Below are 17,079 nucleotides of genomic sequence, written 5' to 3' on the forward strand. Positions count from 1 at the left end.
GGGTAGCCGCGATGCCTCTGAAGGCAATGAGGAGTCCAAGATGAGCCAGCTACTCAGGGTCCAGAACTTCAACGTTTCCAGTGACGGCTTCGGCGCGGGCGAAAACCAAAGCCTGGAGCGACCGTTCGGCCACGCGGACCCCGGAGAAATGTTCGCGTGGGCAGGCGCTACGGCGAGCTGGCCGAACCGGACCGACCCCGGCGGAACGCGCGGCCTCGACGACTACTTCACGCGTGACTTCAAGAACAACATCGGGGCCGAAATCATGGGCCGCAACAAGTTCAGTCCCCACCGCGGCCCCTGGGAGAACGAGGACTGGCGGGGATGGTGGGGTGACGAGCCGCCCTTCCACACTCCGGTGTTCGTGATGACCCACTACGAGCGGCCATCCTTCACCCTCTCGGACACCACGTTCCACTTCATCAACGTCGATCCTGTCGCTGCACTGGGGAAGGCGAAAGAGGCCGCAAACGTCAAGGACGTCCGATTGGGTGGAGGAGCAACGACGATTCGGGAGTTTCTCGATGCGGACCTCGTGGACACGCTGCATGTCGCAGTGTCACCGATGAAGCTCGAATCGGGATCGCGCCTCTGGGAATCACCTGAGGAGCTTCTCGACCGTTTCCACCTCGACGTCGTGCCCAGCTCCAGCGGCGTGACGCATCACCTGTTCTGGCGGCGCTAGTCAGTCGCCTCCGCCCAGCACGTCCACATGCACGTGATCGAGATGGCGCAGGATTTCGTTGCTGGGATCAGGGGCGTCGTAATCGTGCCACTGCGCTCTGGAGAGGTGCGCGCTCCAAAACCGGTCGTCGAAGATGACGTACTGAATGTCGAGGTCCTCGGCGTGAGCGACGAGCCAGTGGGCCAGCATCCAGCCGTCGCGCCGATTGTCCTCCGACACGGGACGGAAGAAGATGTCGATGGCTCGTCCGTCATAGTGCGTCGACGCCGCTCCGTGCCCCTGACTGACGCCACCCGGGGCGTACCCGCCGAGACTCTGTTCGCCGAACACCCCAGTCATCGCCTCGAGCACCTGCTCGGCGCGTGGTGTGAGACCGCTGGCACCCAGCTGCTGTTCCTCCAGGCCGCCGGACGCTGAACCGCGGCATGCCAGGCTGGGTCCGGCGTCTTCGGCGGGCCCGTCGGCCAGCCGCTGTATCACGGCGTCGTCGATATCGGAGGTGTCCGGCGCTTCCAACCCGCGAGCCAGGAGTGCGGCGGCGGTCGTAGCCCGCTTGGCCTCGTCACGGTCGAGTCCAACCTCCCCTTCCGCGGTGTGGACGGTGCATTCCGGAAGCCCCAGTGACAAGCTGCCCCCGCTGCGCAAACCGGACACCACGAGCACTGCGGCAGACGCGAGTACCGCAAGCAGCAGGAGCATCAGGAACAACCCGACGCGGCGTCGTCGGCCGCCATTCAGGTTGTCGTTGATCATCAGGAGTGGTGCTTCCAGCAGTAAGAGCGGAGGGGAGTGGTAAAAGTTAAAACGACAGCTGGTGCGGTGAGTTCCCCGGTGCGCCTGTGCCACCCCTGCACTTAGGGTTCGCACCAAGAAAGTTCCTGCCGCTGTACCCTGAAATACTCAGGGCACTACAGGAGCGGTGATGTCAACGGACGAGAATTCTCGGGCACGGGAGGCCGCGGACGTCGCGGAAGAGGTGTCGGACCATAAGGCGCTCGACGTCGTCGCCCGCTTCGGGTTCGCTGTTCTCGCTTTAGTGCATGTGCTCATCGGAATCATCGCTTTGCAGATCGCGTTCGGGGGAAACGGCGAGGCGGAGCCTACGGGGGCGCTGGAACGCCTGGCTGGGGGGACCCTCGGCCCGTGGACCATGTGGGCGTGCGCCGTCGGCTGTTTCGGGCTGGCTGTCTGGCAGTTCAGTGAGGCTACCCTGCGGGCCCGTCACCTTCCGACCGGGGAACAGATCTCGAAGACAATCTCCTCAGGGTCGCTGAGCATCATCTACGGCAGTATGGCTTTCACCTTCGCGAGATTCGCGTTCGGCGGCAAGGCTGACTCGAGTGAATCCACGCGTGACTTCACTGCGGCGATGATGGGTTCGCCCTTCGGGGTCTTCGTGATCCTCGCGGTGGGCGGGACCGTGTTCGGCATTGGGGTGTACTTCGTTTTCAAGGGGATCCTGCGCAAGTTCCGGCCTGAGCTCCGTCACTTCGAGGACACGCGGCGGGGTGCTCTCGTCGAGATACTCGGCGTGATCGGCCACGTTGCAAAGGGCCTCGCTCTCATCCTCGTGGGAGTTTTGTTCGTGGCCGCGGTGGTCACCCATGATCCGGAACGGTCCACCGGGCTGGACGGCAGCCTGAAGGCGTTGACTGATCACCCGTTCGGCATGCCGCTGCTCATCTCGATCGCCGTCGGCCTGATTTGTTACGGTGCTTTCGCGCTGGTGCGCTCGAAGTTCGGGCGGATGTGACGGGGGCGCTACTGCTAGTTTCCGCTGGGAACTCCGGCGCCGCGAACCCGCTCTTCGACTTCTTCCGCTGACAGGTGTGTTCCAACCGTGCTGAAAGATCCTAGGGGCGCAACCGAATTGACGATGGTCCCGGGGTAGACATGCACGAGGTTGTGGCCCTGGCCGCCATCCCACCCGCGGGCGCCGCCGTCGGGCACGTGCAGATCCTGGGTGTAGCAGGTCGCCGACGCCACGGAGACCGGGATGCCGGCGAACATCGACGAGGTCGAGACATGAAGGTGTCCGGCAAGGATGAGCCGTACGTCCGACCCTTCAATGACCCGGCGCAAACGGTCCTGGTTCCGCAGCTCCGTCAGCACCGCAAGGTTCTGGATCATCGGGATGGGAGGATGATGCATCGCAAGAATGGTGCCCTCCGGTGCGGGTGTCGCCAGTTCTGCCGCTAGCCAAGCGAGTTGTTCGGAATCGAGCGACCCATAGTGGTACCCGGGCACCGAGGTGTCCAGGGTGATGATCCGCAGTCCACCCAGCAGGTAGCTCCGGTACAACGGGGCGGCCGCAGGTGCTTCCCCCAGAAGACAGGCGCGGAGATTTTCACGGCGATCATGATTGCCCATCAGCCAGATGAGCTGTGCGCCGGTCTCTCGGGCCACCGGTTCGACGACGCTGCGCAGCTTCCGGTACGCCGCCGGCTCACCCCTGTCGGCCAGGTCCCCCGTGACGATGAGGGCGTCCGGCCGGAGATGCGAAGCCCGGATGCTCCCAAGCAATTGCCGGAGCCGGGCCTCGCTGTCCACGGCTCCGTACAGTGGCTCGCCCCTGCCCAGGATGTGGGTGTCGCTGAGGTGAAGGAGCAGGTGTCCGGGCGGCGGGTACTCGGAGGAGAGATAAATATCCGCTGCTCTGTTGCCGGCAGCCATGGCAGCTAAGCAGTCGCCTCGGCGGCATCGGCTTCTGAATTGGCGTTCGCAGCCGTGAACACCAGTTTCTCCATGAGCCCCGCAATACGGTCCCAGTGGTGGTGCTTCATAAGCCGCTTCAACTCGGTAGCCCGTGCCTTCCTGCCGGCCTGTCCCTGAAGGTCGACACAGGCCGCCGCAAAACCACGCGCATCATTCCTGAGCTCCACCACGCCCTCGAAATCGGCCACTACGTCGGGTACCCGGGTTGATACAACCGGAAGACCGGCCGCGAGGTACTCAAGCGTCTTCGTCGGGCTGATCGATCTGGTCGATTCGTTCAAGGCAAATGGCATCAGCGCCACATCCAGGTCAGCCATCAGGCGGGGAAGATCCTCGTAGGCCTGCTGACCCAGATAGCTGATGTTCGGCGCTTGCGGGAGATCCGCGGCGTCGATCTTGCAAATGGGACCGATCATACGGATCTCCCAGTCCGGAAGCCGTTCGGCGAGCTCTGCCACCAGGGCGAGATCAAGTCGTTCGTCGAGGACTCCGACGTACCCGGCAGTTCGTGTACCGCGGTCCGTGCCGGCCGCGCGGCCGGCCGCGGCGTAGTGCTCCGCAGCTACCCCGCTTGGCACGAGATGTGCGTCCTCTCTGCCCTGTTTGACGACGGACCGGTGGAGCGATCTCCCTCCAGCGAAAACGACGTCGGCTTTCCTCAGGGCCTGCCGCTGGCGCACCAGGAGCTCAGGAGCGGCATCCTTGAAGGCCGCAAGGTCATCCATGATGTCGTACACCAAAGTGGTGGGTTTGAGAGCGAGGGCGGCCTCGAGTGCAAGCGGCGTATAGATCCAGACGACCCGCTCACCCTCGGGCTCGCCGATCAGCTTCGGAAGTTGTTCCACGTAGTCGGGCATCACTTCATCGAAGAAGCCGACGTGCCTGCCCTGCTCGGGGATCTCGAGCCAGACGCGTGTGAGACCGTCGACCTCGTTGCTGTTGAGCCGATTCTCGGTGGTCCCACCCGCAGGAGTGAGCGGCTCCTCCACGAACCAGGTCTTGCGCGCCGGCGCTTTGCCGAGCCTCGACACGAGTTGCTGCGGCCGCTGCCAGACCCAATCCCAGCGGAGGTGTGACAGGACAATGAGTTCACTTTGCATCGACGATCCTCAATTCCATACGTGTGGTTGTTCGGGGGAGGCTGGATCCAATATCGGTAGAGGGTGGCTCCTGCCAATTCCAGTGCGACATCTGCGGAAGATAGCCCTTGAGCCAGGCATCCACGGGTTGCTGGAACCGGTAGGCGGGAAGATCAAGCGCTCGTGCACCGCCGGCGGCCAGCGCGTACGAGGTGGCCATGACGGAGCTCCGCCGCTCGAGGTTCTCGTCCAGCCAGTAGACCCCCACGGGGTCAATATGGCCGTCACAGCGGAACAGCAGGGAATCCCAGTCGGTGGAGTCGATGACGGGGAACCAACACAGGCCTTCAAGGGGAACCCCCCGTTCCTGCGCGATCTCGCACTGTTCAAGGACGTACTTGAACCAGGTCGCGCGGTCAGAGGTATGGCCTCGGACGTTCGTCTCGGTGATCATGCAGGGAAGCCCGTAGCGTTCCCAGTACTGAGCGATCTGATCCGCCAGGGGAAGAGGCGTCGGCGTGGGGGTTGATCCTCCCGCTATGGAGAAGTTCCACTGGCAGTGAGCGTAGTAGTCCAACCCGAGGACATCCACGAAGCCGGGGACCAGGCCTTTCAGGCGCTCGCCGCCCACCGGCTCAAGATCGCGTGCGAGCTGGCCGCCGTCGTCGTAGTCTCTGCCGAGGAAGGCATCGAGCACCAGGAAGCGGCGCTCGTTCGCCATGTCAGCGTAGGACTGGCCCGCTGCGTCCGACCCCGTGTGGAACTCGCAGGTGTCTACCCAAACGTGGCGAGCGTGAGGCAGCAGCGTGCGGTAAAGGCGGCTGGCCTCGGCTACCGCGGGCAGCACGTTCACGATCAGATCGACGAAGCCCTGCAGGCCGGAGTGATACGGAGGCCAAATAGCCTCGTGGCCGCTGAGGAACAGGGTGGAGAAGGGTTCATTGAAGAGGGTGTATTCCTCGATCCACGGGTAGCGTCGAGCAAAAGCCTCCGCGTAGCGAAGGTAGGCGTCGCCGAACCGTGCATCGGCGAACCCGTCGGAAAGCCAGCGGGGGTAGCTCGTGTGATGGACGAGGTCAACGATGGGGCGGAAGCCCTCGTCCCGCAGGAAGCCGAGAACCTCATCGGTCGTCGACCAGTCATAGCTGCCCTCGGTCTCCTCGACGCGATGCCACCTGACCGGGTATCGCAACCGCACAATGCCGGAGTTGCTCAGTAACCGCAGGTCCTCCCGCCACCGGAGGTCATGTTGGGTGGTTTCGAAGATGTCCCGGTCATGAGCCGGCAGGAACGTGCTTTCGAACCCGCCGATCACTTCGATGGGTCGGTTATAACGTGGCCCGGTCATGGCGGTCTCCCAACTCCTGATAGACGACGTCGAGCAGTTCGGCTGCGCGCAGGTTCAGCCTGCGTGACTCGTCGAGGTCGGCGTCGAGGCGTGCTACTTCAGCTTTCAGCGCCTGCACTTCCAGCTGGAGGTCCGCCAGCTGGTCCATGACGTCACGGTGCGATGTCCGCTTTCCTACCCGGATCCTCTTCACCTGTTCTCCTTCCGTACGACGACGCGTCTGTGTGTCGAGCCTGCATCTGCCTCGTTCTGTGCAGCTTCTTCCTCGTCCTCGATGCTCAGCTCGTAACGATGGAGCTGCTCCTGGAAGCGATCCCAGTCGACAGGCTGGCAGCCGCTCCACCGGACTGGTTCGCCGGTGCTGCCGGTCCTGATTTCGAACAGTGCGCGGCTGCCGCTGTTGTTGAGGAGATGTTTGACCAACATCAGGGTGGTGTCCCAGCCGAGCGGACTCAGCGCGTCGAAAATGTGATTCCCGTAGACATGGACCGGGTTCGTGAATGCAGTGCACAGCTTCCGCACGTGGAGGGCGGAGCGAGCTGAGTTCAGGTTGACCGTTTCGAAGTGAGAGGACCCTGTAGCCGGGTCTTGTTGAGCCCGCGCGTACTGGATGGCTGGGCGGCTGTAATCAATTGCCAGAACTCCGAACCCAGAGGCTGTAAGGAAGCGAGCATCAGCGCCTAATCCGCACCCGAGTTCCAGGACGGTGGAGCCCTCCCCGAAAACCTGGAGAGCCTTCCGGGCAACGTCTGACTCGGTGTCGGCTGGGCCCGCGGCGATGTCCACCCTGTGGCGATCCTCCCAATTCTCCCGGTCGACATCGAAGTGGTTCAGCCACCAGTAGAACCGGCGGAACGCAGGAGGCGGGGTGACGAAGGTGAAGGTCGGATCAGGCGTCTCCCAGGTGGGCCCATAGATTGCTTCGAGGAGTTGTCCGGGCTCCGCTGGACCGGGGAGCAGGCGCCCGTTAACCGGAAGCGGCTCCAGGGGGAGAATGGTTACGCGCTCGGCACGCTCCCGTGCGTGGAAGGTGCCGTAGAACCATCCGGAACACACGAAGTAACTGAAAATGTCGATGTAGAAGCGGTCAGTGATGCTTCCGCCCGGAAACATCAACTGGAGGTGTCCGCTCGAATGGCGCACCACTTCATACCCGTGGGTTAGCAGTGTTCGTTCTATCGTGAAGCTTTCCAGGGCAACGTCGGACGGATTGCCGTGCGTGCTCAGGTAGGCGAGGTCGGCGTCGTCGTCGTTTGCCATGATTCTGCCGTTGCGGACAGGTCCCAGCAAGGTGCCGCCGGTGACGAAGAGGTCGATCCCCAGTTCGCGGCGGAGGACGCTGATCAGGTGCTCGACCTCGTCGAGGACCTCCTCGACCAAGGCAGCATCCCTTCCTTCGAAGGAGCGGGCAACGCGCCCCCACTTGTTGACCACCTGGGGGAAGCCCGTGCCTGGTTCTGTCAGGTGCAGTTCGTCGGTTGTGCCGTCAAATGAGACGAGCTGCTCTTCCACCACTCGAATACCATTTCGCTCGACGGCGAGGGCTGCGCGTCCCGCCAGCCGTTCAGCCAGTGCAGGTGGCCACTCCACAGACCAGCTGGGTGCCGCCGCAGCTTCGCTCGGCGCCTTGAAGGTCCAGATTCGCCGGCCACCCAGCAGGAGGGAAAGGGGTTCGCCGGCAGGGACGGTCACCTTAGAGACGGTCAGCCGCAGCGTGTCCGCCGTCAAGGACCCGTTCAAAGGACCGATTCCAATTCCGTGAGCAGGGGGTCTGTCTGCGGTAGGCGGACATCGAAGATCTGGCCGGTGGAGTCGGAAGCCAGCACCTGAAGACTTGAGGAAGCGACGGTGGCCGCCTGCACCAGCGTGTTCTGGTCCTCCATCCCGAAAGCCTTCTCCCGCATCGGTGTGGCCGTGCGGCTGGGACTGATGCAGTTGACGCGGATGTGATCGCCACTCCATTCATCAGCCAATGCCTGGGTGAGGTTTACCAGTGCAGCCTTGGTAGCGGAGTAGACGGTGTACTTGGCGCGGCCACGGGTGTAGGAGCTGGAGGAGAAGAGCAGGAGCGAGCCCTGCGACTCCCGGAGGTAGGAGTGTGCCTCCTGCGCCACAACGAACGCCGCCATCAGGTTGACTCCGACATCATGCTGCAGCTGCTCGTCTGTCAGGGTGACCAGTTCACCCACGGTCAGGACGCCGGCGGTGAGCACGATGTGATCTATCTTCCCGAAGCTCGTCGCTGCGGAAGCGAGTGCGCTCCGGACGGACGCCCGGTCTTCCACGAAGGTTCCGCTGCCGGTCCGGCTGTGGCACACGACGTCGGCCCCCGCCTCCTTCAGCTGCCGGGCAAGCTCAGCACCGATGCCCGAGCTTCCTCCGAGCACCACGACGGACGCGCCCCGAAGCGTTGACGTGGGTAGTGGGATCGCCCCGGGGTGCTGGTGCTTGAGCTGAAACAGCTTGTCGGCAAGGTGGATGTCGATGGGATGGGTGAGCTTGATGTTCGCTTCATGTCCGGGGACAACGAAGATCGGCACCTCCGGCTGGTACTTGAGGACCACGCTGCAGTCATCCGTTGCGGCGAAATCCGGATCCTGCCGGGCCAGTGAGTAGGCCCGCATCAGCACCTCCCATCGGAAAGCCTGCGGTGTCTGGCCACGCCTGAGCGATGCGCGAGGGGGTACGGCCCGGATCAAGTCGTGCTCGTCCACCTCGATAATGGTGTCGGCAGAGGGAATGGCGGTGTCCACGGCGGAATAGGTTTCCAAAGCGTCGACGCAGGACGTGATGATTCCGGCGTCGAGAAGGGGGCGGACGGCGTCGTGGAAGATCACCTTCGCGTGGGGATCGGCGATCTCCTGTAAGGCAAGGAACGATGTTTCATTTCGGTCCCGGCCGCCGGCGAGGATTGCCGTAATTTTGGAGTAGTGCGCCGTCGGCAGTAACTCTCGCGCCCGGTCGATCCAGTGCGGGTCCATCATCACCAGGACTTCGTCGATGAGCCCGCAGTTCTGGAAAATCTCTGTGGTGTGCTCGAGACTCGTTTTCCCCGCGATGGGCACCAGTTGCTTTGGAATATCAAGGCCCATCCGGGTTCCGATTCCACCGGCAAGAATCACTCCGACAGTTCTGGAGCGAGCCGACGTCCGGGCGTGCATGTTCCCGCCGAGCGCTTCATTTCTATCCACCATGGTCCCACCCTGTTCCCGGTCGAGCAGCAGTTTAGTAAGCATACTGACGACCATGATGTTGCACCACGACGTGTTCACTACCCGTTGGGGTTGAGTTCACCCGGGATTGGCGTCGAATTCATTGCGAACTAGCGGAATGCGGGGCCGGTGCATGCCATTTCGCTGGTCCCTGAACTCCAGAGAACTTGCTCAGGTCCAGGGGGATAAAGGAGCGTAAACCACTGAATCTGCCGGAAAGTTACGTCGTTTACGCAGTCAGGCCCTGGGCACTCCGGCGAGGCGGAGGACAATCCGGAGGCCGTCGTCGCCGCCCTTCCAGAGGCTGGCCACCAGATCAGGGCCGGTCCGCCGGATCACCGCGCGGAGGACGACGGCGACCACAATCACGTCGTCGGCGTAGCCGAGGACCGGGATGAAATCGGGAACGAGGTCGATCGGGAGGACGAGGTACACCAGCAAGCCTACGATGAGCACTCGGACGGCCCTCGGCACCTCGGGGGTAGTTACCAGTGAGCGGAAAAGCCTGAGCAGGTCCGGCAGCAGTCTCATCGCGCTGCGCATGCTCACCGTTTCCGGGTGACGGCGCGCGTAGAGGTAGAGAAACACGAGCGCCACCGCGTACAGCAGGAGGAGCCCCGCCAGGATCGCGAGCACCGGTTCCCACCACATGCTCCCACTCTAGGCGGCCACATTTCCACGGCGGCTGTGACCAAACGGACGTCGCTACGGGTCAGGGCACTCCGGCAGCCGTGGGGATCCTGCGCCGCACCGGCACCGTAAGCACGGCAAGGCTCGCGATCACAAGCGCGACGCCGATCCATCCGGCCGCGGGCAGCCTCTCACCCACGATGACGACGGCGAGGATCGCAGCCACCACTGGTTCCGCCAGGGACAGAGTGGTCGCGGTGCTCGCCCTGACCCGGGCGAGGCCGAGCCCGAAGAACACATAACCGAGGAACATCGGGACCAACGCCATGTAGGCACCGACCGCGAAGTTGTTCCAGGATTCAAGCAGCGGTGCTCCGGTGGCGAGGAGCACCGGCATCAGAAGGACTCCGCCCACTCCGAAGATCGTGCCCATGGCAACCCGCGACGGCACGCCACCCTGCATGGTGCGGTGCGCCGCCCACGAGTACAGCGCGTAGGTGGCCCCTGCCAGCAACCCAAGCAGCACTCCGAGCGCGGCGTTGCCGGCTTCAGCCGCGTGCGCGGGCTCCACGAAGGTCAGGAGCACCACTCCCGCAAGCCCGACGCCGGCACCGCTCACCCAACGCCGCGTCAGCTTGTGCCCGTCAATCACCCGCTCGATGACCGCAGACGCGATGGGTGCCGAGCCGATGGAGATGACCGTGCCGACTGCCACGCCGGCCAGGCGCATCGAGCTGTAGAAGGCGAGAGGGTAGATAGCGACAGAGAGGCCGCCGACGGCGATGGTGAGCCACCGCCGTCGTAATTCCTGACGTGCCTGAGCCAGACCGGGGCTGGCGAGGGCTGCCTGCAGGAGTCCGCCGACCCCCATGGCGGCCGCGCCGATGGCGAGGGGTCCGACGTCGGGAGCGAAGCTGGCAACCGTCCCGGTGGTGCCCCACAGCACCGCGGCGATGAGGACGAAGAGCGCGCCGAGGCCGGCACCCGGATGGTGGGTCACCCGTAGAGCTTATCGAGGTGGAAGGGCGCCCGGTCCGTACGAGCGCGCCGCTGCGAGAGCAACCTGATCCGCAAAAGTGCCGGGCTTGCGCAAAAACGTGGAGACTACCCCGCGATCCTGCCACTTATCGGCGTTCTTGCGGCGCCGCATTGGTCAGGGGCGCGGGTTAAGGCCTGTGAGCGTCCCACACCTGAAGCCGCCCGCACATCCCGAAGGCCCGTGGCTCCGGCCGGGGCACGGCGCGCACGACGACGGCATCCCGCAGGTGCGAAGCGTCGCCTTCAGCGAGGGAGGCCAGTTGAGCGCGAGTCGTCTCAACGTCGGCGAGGACGGTGTCCGACCAGAGCCTGGCCCATTCCTCCACACGGGGCTGCACCAACGCCGTGGCGGCCGCGTAAAACTCCTCGAGCGGCCCCCGGTCGCCGTCCTCTAGGGCAGCCAGCAGGGAACCGTAGCCTTCGATCGCGAGATCGCGCCGCCGTCGTGCTGCGTCCGCCCGCTCGCTTTCGTCCCCCTCGGGCAAGGTGGCCGCCAAGCGATAGCGGTCAGCATCCTGCACGATCTCGAGTGGGAAGGTGAGCACCGCATCGCCTGCCTCGGGCAGGCCCGAGTTCTGCATGACCGTCAGGATGCGCAGGTCGCCGGTGTTGATGAGCCGGTGCACGGTGCCCGGACTGAACCACAGCACAGAACCGGCTGTCAGGGAATCTCGGGCGTAGCCCTCCGACGAGAGCGTGTGTACTTCCCCGGAGCCGCCGACCACCACATAGCCCTCGTTCGACACGGTGTGCAGGTGCGGGGTCCCGCCGTGATGACCGTCTTCGGTCTCCCATTCGTAGACACGCAGATCACTCATGCCTACGCTGCCGGGGAACAGCGGCGGCGAAGCACTCACAGGGCCGCCTGTTTGGCCAACCGCTCGACGTCGTCGCGCTCGCAGATGCGGTCCACGAAGACGTACCGGTGCTGCAGCCGCAGCGACTCTCCCGGTGCCAGCGATATCCCCTCGTCGAACGCGGGGGAGGGGGCCAGCGCCGCGAACGGCTCGCTCCGGACGAACCACTTCAGCGGAACCGACGACGACGACGTCCCCGCCAATGCCACAATCGTGGCACCGCCGTCGAGCTCATCATTCTCCCCGACCAAGGCAATCCAGGGTGCGGAGGTGCCCATCATCGCTTCCCCGTCGACGCCGTCAGGACCGACGATCGCACAGCCGGTCCAACTGCGGGGACCACGCCAGAAGAACCCCGTATAGCCTGCGTTCGGGCGTCCGTGCGTGGTGGGACTGCCAAGGTCGAGAACGCGGTCGGAGATGTTGGTGAGTTCGGTACTGAAATCCAGCTGCCAGGACTGTTCCTGCAGGTCCACGCTGGAGAACACGGTCTCGCGCTGCTCCGAGATCCACCGCTCGCCGGCGGAGTTGCGCCACGTCAGCTCCTCACCGAGCGCGATGCGCTCCTGCGCTGCGGACACAGCAGGGAACCCGTCGTGCTCGATCGAGCCCAGGTTGTCCCTCCATTGGTAGTCGGTCTCCGGAGAGAAGGTGGGCCCGCCCCAGAAGTTCTGTCCGGAAACATGGGACCACGTCATCTGCAGGCCCTTGTGCCAGCGATGGTCCCAGGGGCGGAAGCCGGTCAGGGGCGCCCCGCTCAGCGTCCGGAGAGGATGCAGATACGGCTTTGGCGCTTCGGACCGGGTGGCAGGTGGAATGAACACGTACGTCGCCAGGTCCACGGAGCCGCAGGAGATCACGAGCTCGCTGTTGTTCGGACGGCTGAGCTGCAGGTCAGGCATTCGCTGTTTCCCCGATCGTTGAGTGTTCACCATTCATGGACCAGTAGAACGGATTGTCGCGGGTCAGCTGGTTGCGCCGCACCCGCCGTCCTGTGATGGCCGACTGGTACAGGCCTGCCACGAGCTCAAGTACCCGCCGTCCGTCGTGACCGGATGCTGCCGGCCGTTCCCCACGTTCGAGGGAGGACACAAGCTCCTCTAGCTGTACGGCATGCGAGCTGGCGAGGTTCTGGGTAGGCGCCCAGGAGCTTACGGTGTCAGGGTTGACGTGTGGCGCCGGCGTCCACTTCCAGTGCGAATTGTCGTAGCCGTACAGGTGCTCGACCTCCACGGTGGCATCGGCGAAGTCGAAGCGCAGGTAGCTGGTTTCCCGGGGAGACAGCACACTGTTCACCACGGACACGATCGCGCCGTTCTCGAACGTGACGTGGGCAAAGGATACGTCCTCGGTTTCGACGTCACGGCCGAGAGTTGCCATGGTGGCGTTGATTTCGGTCCAGTCACCGAGCAGAGAAAGCAACAGGTCCATCTGGTGAATCCCGTGTCCCATGGCAGGACCACCGCCCTCGGTCTCCCACTTGCCCCGCCATGCGACGTCGTAATAGGCCGCGTCCCGGTACCAGAGCGTGTGGCAGATACCGATCAGGGGTTGGCCCAACTCACCGGCTGCGATCTGTGACCGCAGCGTTCGCGCAGCCGAGCCGAACCGGTGCTGGAAGACGTAGGACGCATACGGGCCGTTCTCCCGCTCGTGTTCGAGGATCGCGTCGTACTCGGCGAGCGACAGGGTCGGTGGTTTCTCACACCAGACCGAGGCGCCGGCGTCGAGTGAACGGATCACCGCGTCGGTGTGGGAGCCGGGGGGAGTGCATACCACGACGAGGTCGGGTTGCACCGTTTCGAGCATGTCCGGCACCACCGTGAATGAGTGCGGCGCGCCCCATTCACGGGCCACCTCGGCGGCGCGGTTGCCGTCCATGTCCACGATCGCCGCAATCTCGATCCGGTCGCCGAGCCCCCGCAGCCCGGGCAGATGCTGGCCCTGTGCGATTCCTCCGGCTCCCACGACGGCGGTACGGATGGGTGTGGTGCGAACTGTCACTGTGATCCTTTGCCTTAGCTGTTGGTCAGTGCTGCTTCGACATGCCTTGACGGCTCGTAGCTCTGAGTCTGTGCCGTGCTCCTCACAGCCGCTCGGATGTCGGCGAGGGTGGCGCCCTCACCGAGTGCGCCGTCGGCCCGCGCCTGGACCAACACGTTGCCAAGCGCCGTCGCCTCAACCGGACCGGCAACCACGGGCAGACCCGTAACGTCGGCGGTCAACTGGCATAGCAGCCGGTTCTGCGATCCGCCGCCCACAATGTGGACGACGTCGATCGGTTGTCCGCTGAGGTCGGCGGCTTGGGCAAGCGTGCGCGCGTAGACCTGCGCGAGGCTGTCCATAATGCAGCGGACGACGGCGGCGGGGGACTCAAGCGTGGAACCCGCCGCGGCCCGGATGCGGTCCGGCATAGTGTCCGGCGCAATGAAGTCATCCGAATCGGCGTCGATCTGTGGGCCGCCGTGCGGCAGAGCAGCCGCCTCCGCCAGGACGTTCTCAAGCGTGACCGACGGCCCCCACTCGCGCAGGCACTCCTGCAGCAGCCACAGGCCGCCGCAGTTGCGCAGGTAGCGGATTGTTCCGTCGACGCCGCGTTCGTTGGTGAAGTTTGCGGCGCGGCTGGCTGCGGTGAGGATCGGTTCGGGAAGCTCGACGCCGACGAGCGACCAGGTGCCGGAGGAAATGTAGGCGAAGTTCGCTTCACCGGCGGGCACCGCGGCCACGGCGGACGCGGTGTCGTGGGATCCGACGGCGACGATCCGCGTTGCGGCATCCAGTCCGATGCGTTCCGCGATCGACGGCAGCAGGGACCCCAGCGCCTGTCCGGGTTCGATCAGTGTCGGGAAGATCTGGCGCGGAATCTCGAGTGCGTCGAAGAGGTGGGTAGCGAAGTTGCCCGTCGATGCGTCGAGCAGGCCGGTGGTCGAGGCATTCGTCACCTCGGTTCGGCGCTCCCCCGTGAGCCAGAGCCCGAGCAGGTCCGGAATCAGCAGCGCCTGGACGTTCGCGAGGGAGGGCTCGGCCGCCAGTTGGTAGACGGTGTTGAACGGCAGGAACTGCAGTCCGGTTGTTTCGTAAAGCTGCTCGAACGGAACGGTGGCGTGTACCTTTTCCGTCACATCCGCCGTGCGGGAGTCACGGTAGCTGTGCGGCTGGGAGGTGAGTTCGCCGTCGTCGTGCACCAGGCCGTAGTCCACGGCCCAGGTGTCGACACCGATGCTCACCACCTGCTCGCCGGCGGCCTTCGCCCGCTCCCCCGCGAGTGTGAGGCCGTGCAGCACTTCCTCGAAGAGTGCAGCGACATTCCAGCGCAGCGCGCCGTCGTTCTCCTGCACGCCGTTCGGGAACCGGTGCACGACTTCGAGGGACGGGCCGTCGGCGCCCATCCGGCCGAGGATGACCCGGCCGGATGAGGCGCCGATATCGATGGCTGCGTAGACCGCAGGCTTCGAACTCATCGACGGAACTTAGCGGAGGAACGCGGCGGCGACGCCGGCGTCGACGGGGACGTGCAGCCCGGTGGTGTGGGACAGTTCGGCGGAGGTGAGTACGACGGCGGCGTTGGCCACGTTCTCGGGGAGCACCTCGCGCTTGAGGAGGGTCCGCTGTGCGTAGTACTCGCCCAGCTTCTCCTCGTCGACGCCGTAGACCGCGGCGCGCTTGGCGCCCCAGCCGCCGGCGAAGATGCCGGAGCCGCGGACCACACCGTCGGGGTTGATGCCGTTGACCCGGACACCATACTCACCGAGTTCAGCGGCGAGCAGGCGCACCTGGTGGGCCTGGTCTGCCTTGGTGGCCGAGTACGCGATGTTGTTCGGGCCGGCGAAGACGGAGTTCTTCGAGGAGATGTAGATGATGTCCCCGCCCATTTCCTGGTCGATGAGGACCTTCGCGGCAGCCTTCGAGACCAGGAACGAGCCCTTGGCCATCACGTTGTGCTGCAGGTCCCAGTCCTTCTCGGAGGTTTCCAGCAGCGGCTTGGAGATGGACAGGCCGGCGTTGTTGACCACGAGGTCGAGCCCGCCGAAGGCCAGGACGGCTGCGTCGATCGCCTGCTGAACCTGCTCGGGGCTGGTCACGTCGGCCTGGACGCCGATAGCGACGTCGGAGCCGCCGAGTTCCTCGGCTACTTTCTCAGCGTTTTCGAGGTTCAGGTCGGCGATGACCACGCACGCACCCTCAGCGGCCAGGCGGGTGGCGATGGCCTTGCCGATGCCGGAGGCCGCGCCGGTGACCAGCGCGATGCGGGTGGCGTGGGACTTGGGCTTGGGCATCCGCGCGAGCTTGGCCTCTTCCAGTGCCCAGTATTCGATGCGGAACTTCTCCGACTCATCGATCGGTGCGTAGGTCGAGATCGCCTCGGCTCCGCGCATGACGTTGATGGCGTTGATGTAGAACTCGCCTGCGACGCGGGCGGTCTGCTTGTTCGCCCCGTAGGAGAACATTCCGACGCCGGGGATCAGGACGATCGCGGGGTCGGCTCCGCGCATGGCCGGGGAATCAGACTCGGCGTGGCGCTCGTAATAGCCGCGGTAGTCCTCGCGGTACTCCTGGTGCAGTTCCTTCAGGCGGGCAACGGAAGCCTCGATGGAAGCATCTGCCGGCAGGTCCAGGACCAGCGGCTTGACCTTGGTGCGCAGGAAGTGGTCCGGGCAGGAGGTGCCCAGGGCTGCCAGCCGTGGATGTTCGGAGGCGCTCAGGAAGTCCAGGACAGCGTCGTCGTCGGTGAAGTGCCCGACCTGTGCCCGGTCGGTGGAGGCCAGGCCGCGGATTACGGGCGCGAGGGCGGCGGCCTTCGCGCGGCGCTCCTCCGGTGGGAGCGCCGCGTAGCCCTCGAGGGGTTCACCGAACGGGTTCGGGCGGCCGTTGTCGGCGATGTAGCGTTCGGCGGTTTCGATGATCCACAGGGAGTTGTTCTCGGCCTCTTCGGAGGTCTCGCCCCAGGCGGTGATGCCGTGCCCACCGAGGACGGTGCCCACTGCCAGCGGGTTCTCGGCCTTGATCGCGGCGATGTCCAGGCCGAGCTGGAATCCGGGACGGCGCCAGGGAACCCACACCACCTTGTCACCGAAAATCTTCTCGGTGAGCGCTTCGCCGTCCACGGCGGTGGCGATGGCGATACCGGAGTCCGGGTGGAGGTGGTCAACGTGCGCGGCGTCGACGAGGCCGTGCATGGCGGTATCGATCGAAGGGGCGGCGCCGCCCTTGCCGTGCAGGGTGTAATCGAACGCGGCGACCATCTCGTCCTCGCGGTCAAGGCCCGGGTAGACGTTGGTCAGGGCGCGGAGGCGGTCCAGGCGCAGCACGGCCAGACCCTGCTCCTTGAGCGTGCCGAGGTCACCACCGGAGCCCTTTACCCACAGCAGCTCGACGTTCTCACCGGTTACCGGGTCGGTGGCGGGGCCCTTCGCGGACGTGTTGCCGCCCGCGTAGTTGGTGTTGCGCTTGTCCGCTCCCAGCCGGTTGGAGCGCTCGATGAGAGCCTGGACTGTGCTGTTTACTGTGCTCACTG

Annotated in this window: 16 protein-coding genes; 2 read left to right on the forward strand and 14 right to left on the reverse strand. The window is 64.9% G+C overall.

What is annotated here, in order from left to right:
- The first annotated feature begins 40 nt into the window (after positions 1-40).
- Positions 41-685, forward strand: a complete 645-nt coding sequence (locus AC5RU3_RS10730; RefSeq protein WP_493965496.1) for a dihydrofolate reductase family protein — start codon at positions 41-43, stop codon at positions 683-685.
- Here AC5RU3_RS10730 and AC5RU3_RS10735 read toward each other — a convergent pair whose 3' ends face one another.
- Positions 686-1,438 carry a VldE C-terminal domain-containing protein gene (locus AC5RU3_RS10735; RefSeq protein WP_493965497.1) on the reverse strand — a complete coding sequence of 251 codons (753 nt, stop codon included), beginning with the start codon at positions 1,436-1,438 and terminating at the stop codon, positions 686-688.
- A 169-nt stretch (positions 1,439-1,607) separates the two neighbouring features.
- Here AC5RU3_RS10735 and AC5RU3_RS10740 point away from each other — a divergent pair, with 169 nt between their 5' ends.
- Positions 1,608-2,438 (forward strand): DUF1206 domain-containing protein, encoded by an 831-nt coding sequence (locus AC5RU3_RS10740; protein ID WP_493965498.1) that lies wholly within the window; start codon positions 1,608-1,610, stop codon positions 2,436-2,438.
- A gap of 14 nt (positions 2,439-2,452) precedes the next feature.
- On the opposite strand, the gene AC5RU3_RS10745 is transcribed toward AC5RU3_RS10740, so the two are convergent.
- The 13 genes from AC5RU3_RS10745 to AC5RU3_RS10805 form a co-directional block, all read right to left on the reverse strand.
- The gene (locus AC5RU3_RS10745; RefSeq protein WP_493965499.1) at positions 2,453-3,358 is read right to left on the reverse strand and encodes a phosphodiesterase; all 906 of its coding nucleotides are present in this window, start codon (positions 3,356-3,358) and stop codon (positions 2,453-2,455) included.
- Between the two features lie 5 nt (positions 3,359-3,363).
- The gene (locus tag AC5RU3_RS10750) at positions 3,364-4,500 is read right to left on the reverse strand and encodes a glycosyltransferase (protein ID WP_493965500.1); all 1,137 of its coding nucleotides are present in this window, start codon (positions 4,498-4,500) and stop codon (positions 3,364-3,366) included.
- Positions 4,490-5,827, reverse strand: coding sequence for a family 1 glycosylhydrolase (locus AC5RU3_RS10755; protein WP_493965501.1), 1,338 nt, complete (start codon positions 5,825-5,827; stop codon positions 4,490-4,492). Before AC5RU3_RS10755 ends, AC5RU3_RS10750 begins: the two co-directional genes overlap by 11 nt.
- Positions 5,808-6,020, reverse strand: a complete 213-nt coding sequence (locus tag AC5RU3_RS10760; protein WP_309070236.1) for a DUF6752 domain-containing protein — start codon at positions 6,018-6,020, stop codon at positions 5,808-5,810. The genes AC5RU3_RS10755 and AC5RU3_RS10760 overlap by 20 nt, the downstream gene beginning before the upstream one ends.
- Complete coding sequence (locus AC5RU3_RS10765) at positions 6,017-7,519, reverse strand: class I SAM-dependent methyltransferase (RefSeq protein ID WP_493965502.1); 1,503 nt, start codon at positions 7,517-7,519, stop codon at positions 6,017-6,019. Before AC5RU3_RS10765 ends, AC5RU3_RS10760 begins: the two co-directional genes overlap by 4 nt.
- Positions 7,520-7,563: 44 nt before the next feature.
- Positions 7,564-9,063 carry an SDR family NAD(P)-dependent oxidoreductase gene (locus AC5RU3_RS10770; RefSeq protein WP_493965503.1) on the reverse strand — a complete coding sequence of 500 codons (1,500 nt, stop codon included), beginning with the start codon at positions 9,061-9,063 and terminating at the stop codon, positions 7,564-7,566.
- A gap of 213 nt (positions 9,064-9,276) precedes the next feature.
- Positions 9,277-9,690: a YkvA family protein gene (locus AC5RU3_RS10775; protein WP_493965504.1), complete on the reverse strand. Its 414-nt coding sequence runs from the start codon at positions 9,688-9,690 to the stop codon at positions 9,277-9,279.
- Positions 9,691-9,751: 61 nt separating this feature from the next.
- On the reverse strand, positions 9,752-10,669 hold the full coding sequence (locus AC5RU3_RS10780; protein WP_493965505.1) for a DMT family transporter: 918 nt from the start codon (positions 10,667-10,669) through the stop codon (positions 9,752-9,754).
- A 166-nt stretch (positions 10,670-10,835) separates the two neighbouring features.
- Entirely contained in the window at positions 10,836-11,525 is a 690-nt protein-coding gene (locus AC5RU3_RS10785; RefSeq protein WP_309123820.1) for a cupin domain-containing protein, read from the reverse strand.
- 35 nt (positions 11,526-11,560) lie between these two features.
- Positions 11,561-12,466, reverse strand: a complete 906-nt coding sequence (locus AC5RU3_RS10790; RefSeq protein ID WP_493965506.1) for a DUF6807 domain-containing protein — start codon at positions 12,464-12,466, stop codon at positions 11,561-11,563.
- Positions 12,459-13,568, reverse strand: a complete 1,110-nt coding sequence (locus AC5RU3_RS10795) for a Gfo/Idh/MocA family protein (RefSeq protein ID WP_309070229.1) — start codon at positions 13,566-13,568, stop codon at positions 12,459-12,461. Before AC5RU3_RS10795 ends, AC5RU3_RS10790 begins: the two co-directional genes overlap by 8 nt.
- Positions 13,569-13,582: 14 nt before the next feature.
- Positions 13,583-15,025, reverse strand: a complete 1,443-nt coding sequence (locus tag AC5RU3_RS10800; protein ID WP_493965507.1) for a rhamnulokinase — start codon at positions 15,023-15,025, stop codon at positions 13,583-13,585.
- Between the two features lie 9 nt (positions 15,026-15,034).
- Entirely contained in the window at positions 15,035-17,077 is a 2,043-nt protein-coding gene (locus tag AC5RU3_RS10805) for a bifunctional aldolase/short-chain dehydrogenase (RefSeq protein WP_493965508.1), read from the reverse strand.
- Positions 17,078-17,079 lie beyond the last annotated feature (2 nt).

Source organism: Arthrobacter sp. MDB1-55 (genome assembly GCF_059092925.1).

Bases quoted from the DNA above. Each gene is read 5' to 3' on its own strand.
- AC5RU3_RS10730 (WP_493965496.1), top strand. From the start codon at position 41: ATGAGCCAGCTACTCAGGGTCCAGAACTTCAACGTTTCCAGTGACGGC.
- AC5RU3_RS10735 (WP_493965497.1), bottom strand. From the start codon at position 1,438: ATGATCAACGACAACCTGAATGGCGGCCGACGACGCCGCGTCGGGTTG.
- AC5RU3_RS10740 (WP_493965498.1), top strand. From the start codon at position 1,608: ATGTCAACGGACGAGAATTCTCGGGCACGGGAGGCCGCGGACGTCGCG.
- AC5RU3_RS10745 (WP_493965499.1), bottom strand. From the start codon at position 3,358: ATGGCTGCCGGCAACAGAGCAGCGGATATTTATCTCTCCTCCGAGTAC.
- AC5RU3_RS10750 (WP_493965500.1), bottom strand. From the start codon at position 4,500: ATGCAAAGTGAACTCATTGTCCTGTCACACCTCCGCTGGGATTGGGTC.
- AC5RU3_RS10755 (WP_493965501.1), bottom strand. From the start codon at position 5,827: ATGACCGGGCCACGTTATAACCGACCCATCGAAGTGATCGGCGGGTTC.
- AC5RU3_RS10770 (WP_493965503.1), bottom strand. From the start codon at position 9,063: ATGCTTACTAAACTGCTGCTCGACCGGGAACAGGGTGGGACCATGGTG.
- AC5RU3_RS10775 (WP_493965504.1), bottom strand. From the start codon at position 9,690: ATGTGGTGGGAACCGGTGCTCGCGATCCTGGCGGGGCTCCTCCTGCTG.
- AC5RU3_RS10785 (WP_309123820.1), bottom strand. From the start codon at position 11,525: ATGAGTGATCTGCGTGTCTACGAATGGGAGACCGAAGACGGTCATCAC.
- AC5RU3_RS10790 (WP_493965506.1), bottom strand. From the start codon at position 12,466: ATGCCTGACCTGCAGCTCAGCCGTCCGAACAACAGCGAGCTCGTGATC.
- AC5RU3_RS10800 (WP_493965507.1), bottom strand. From the start codon at position 15,025: ATGAGTTCGAAGCCTGCGGTCTACGCAGCCATCGATATCGGCGCCTCA.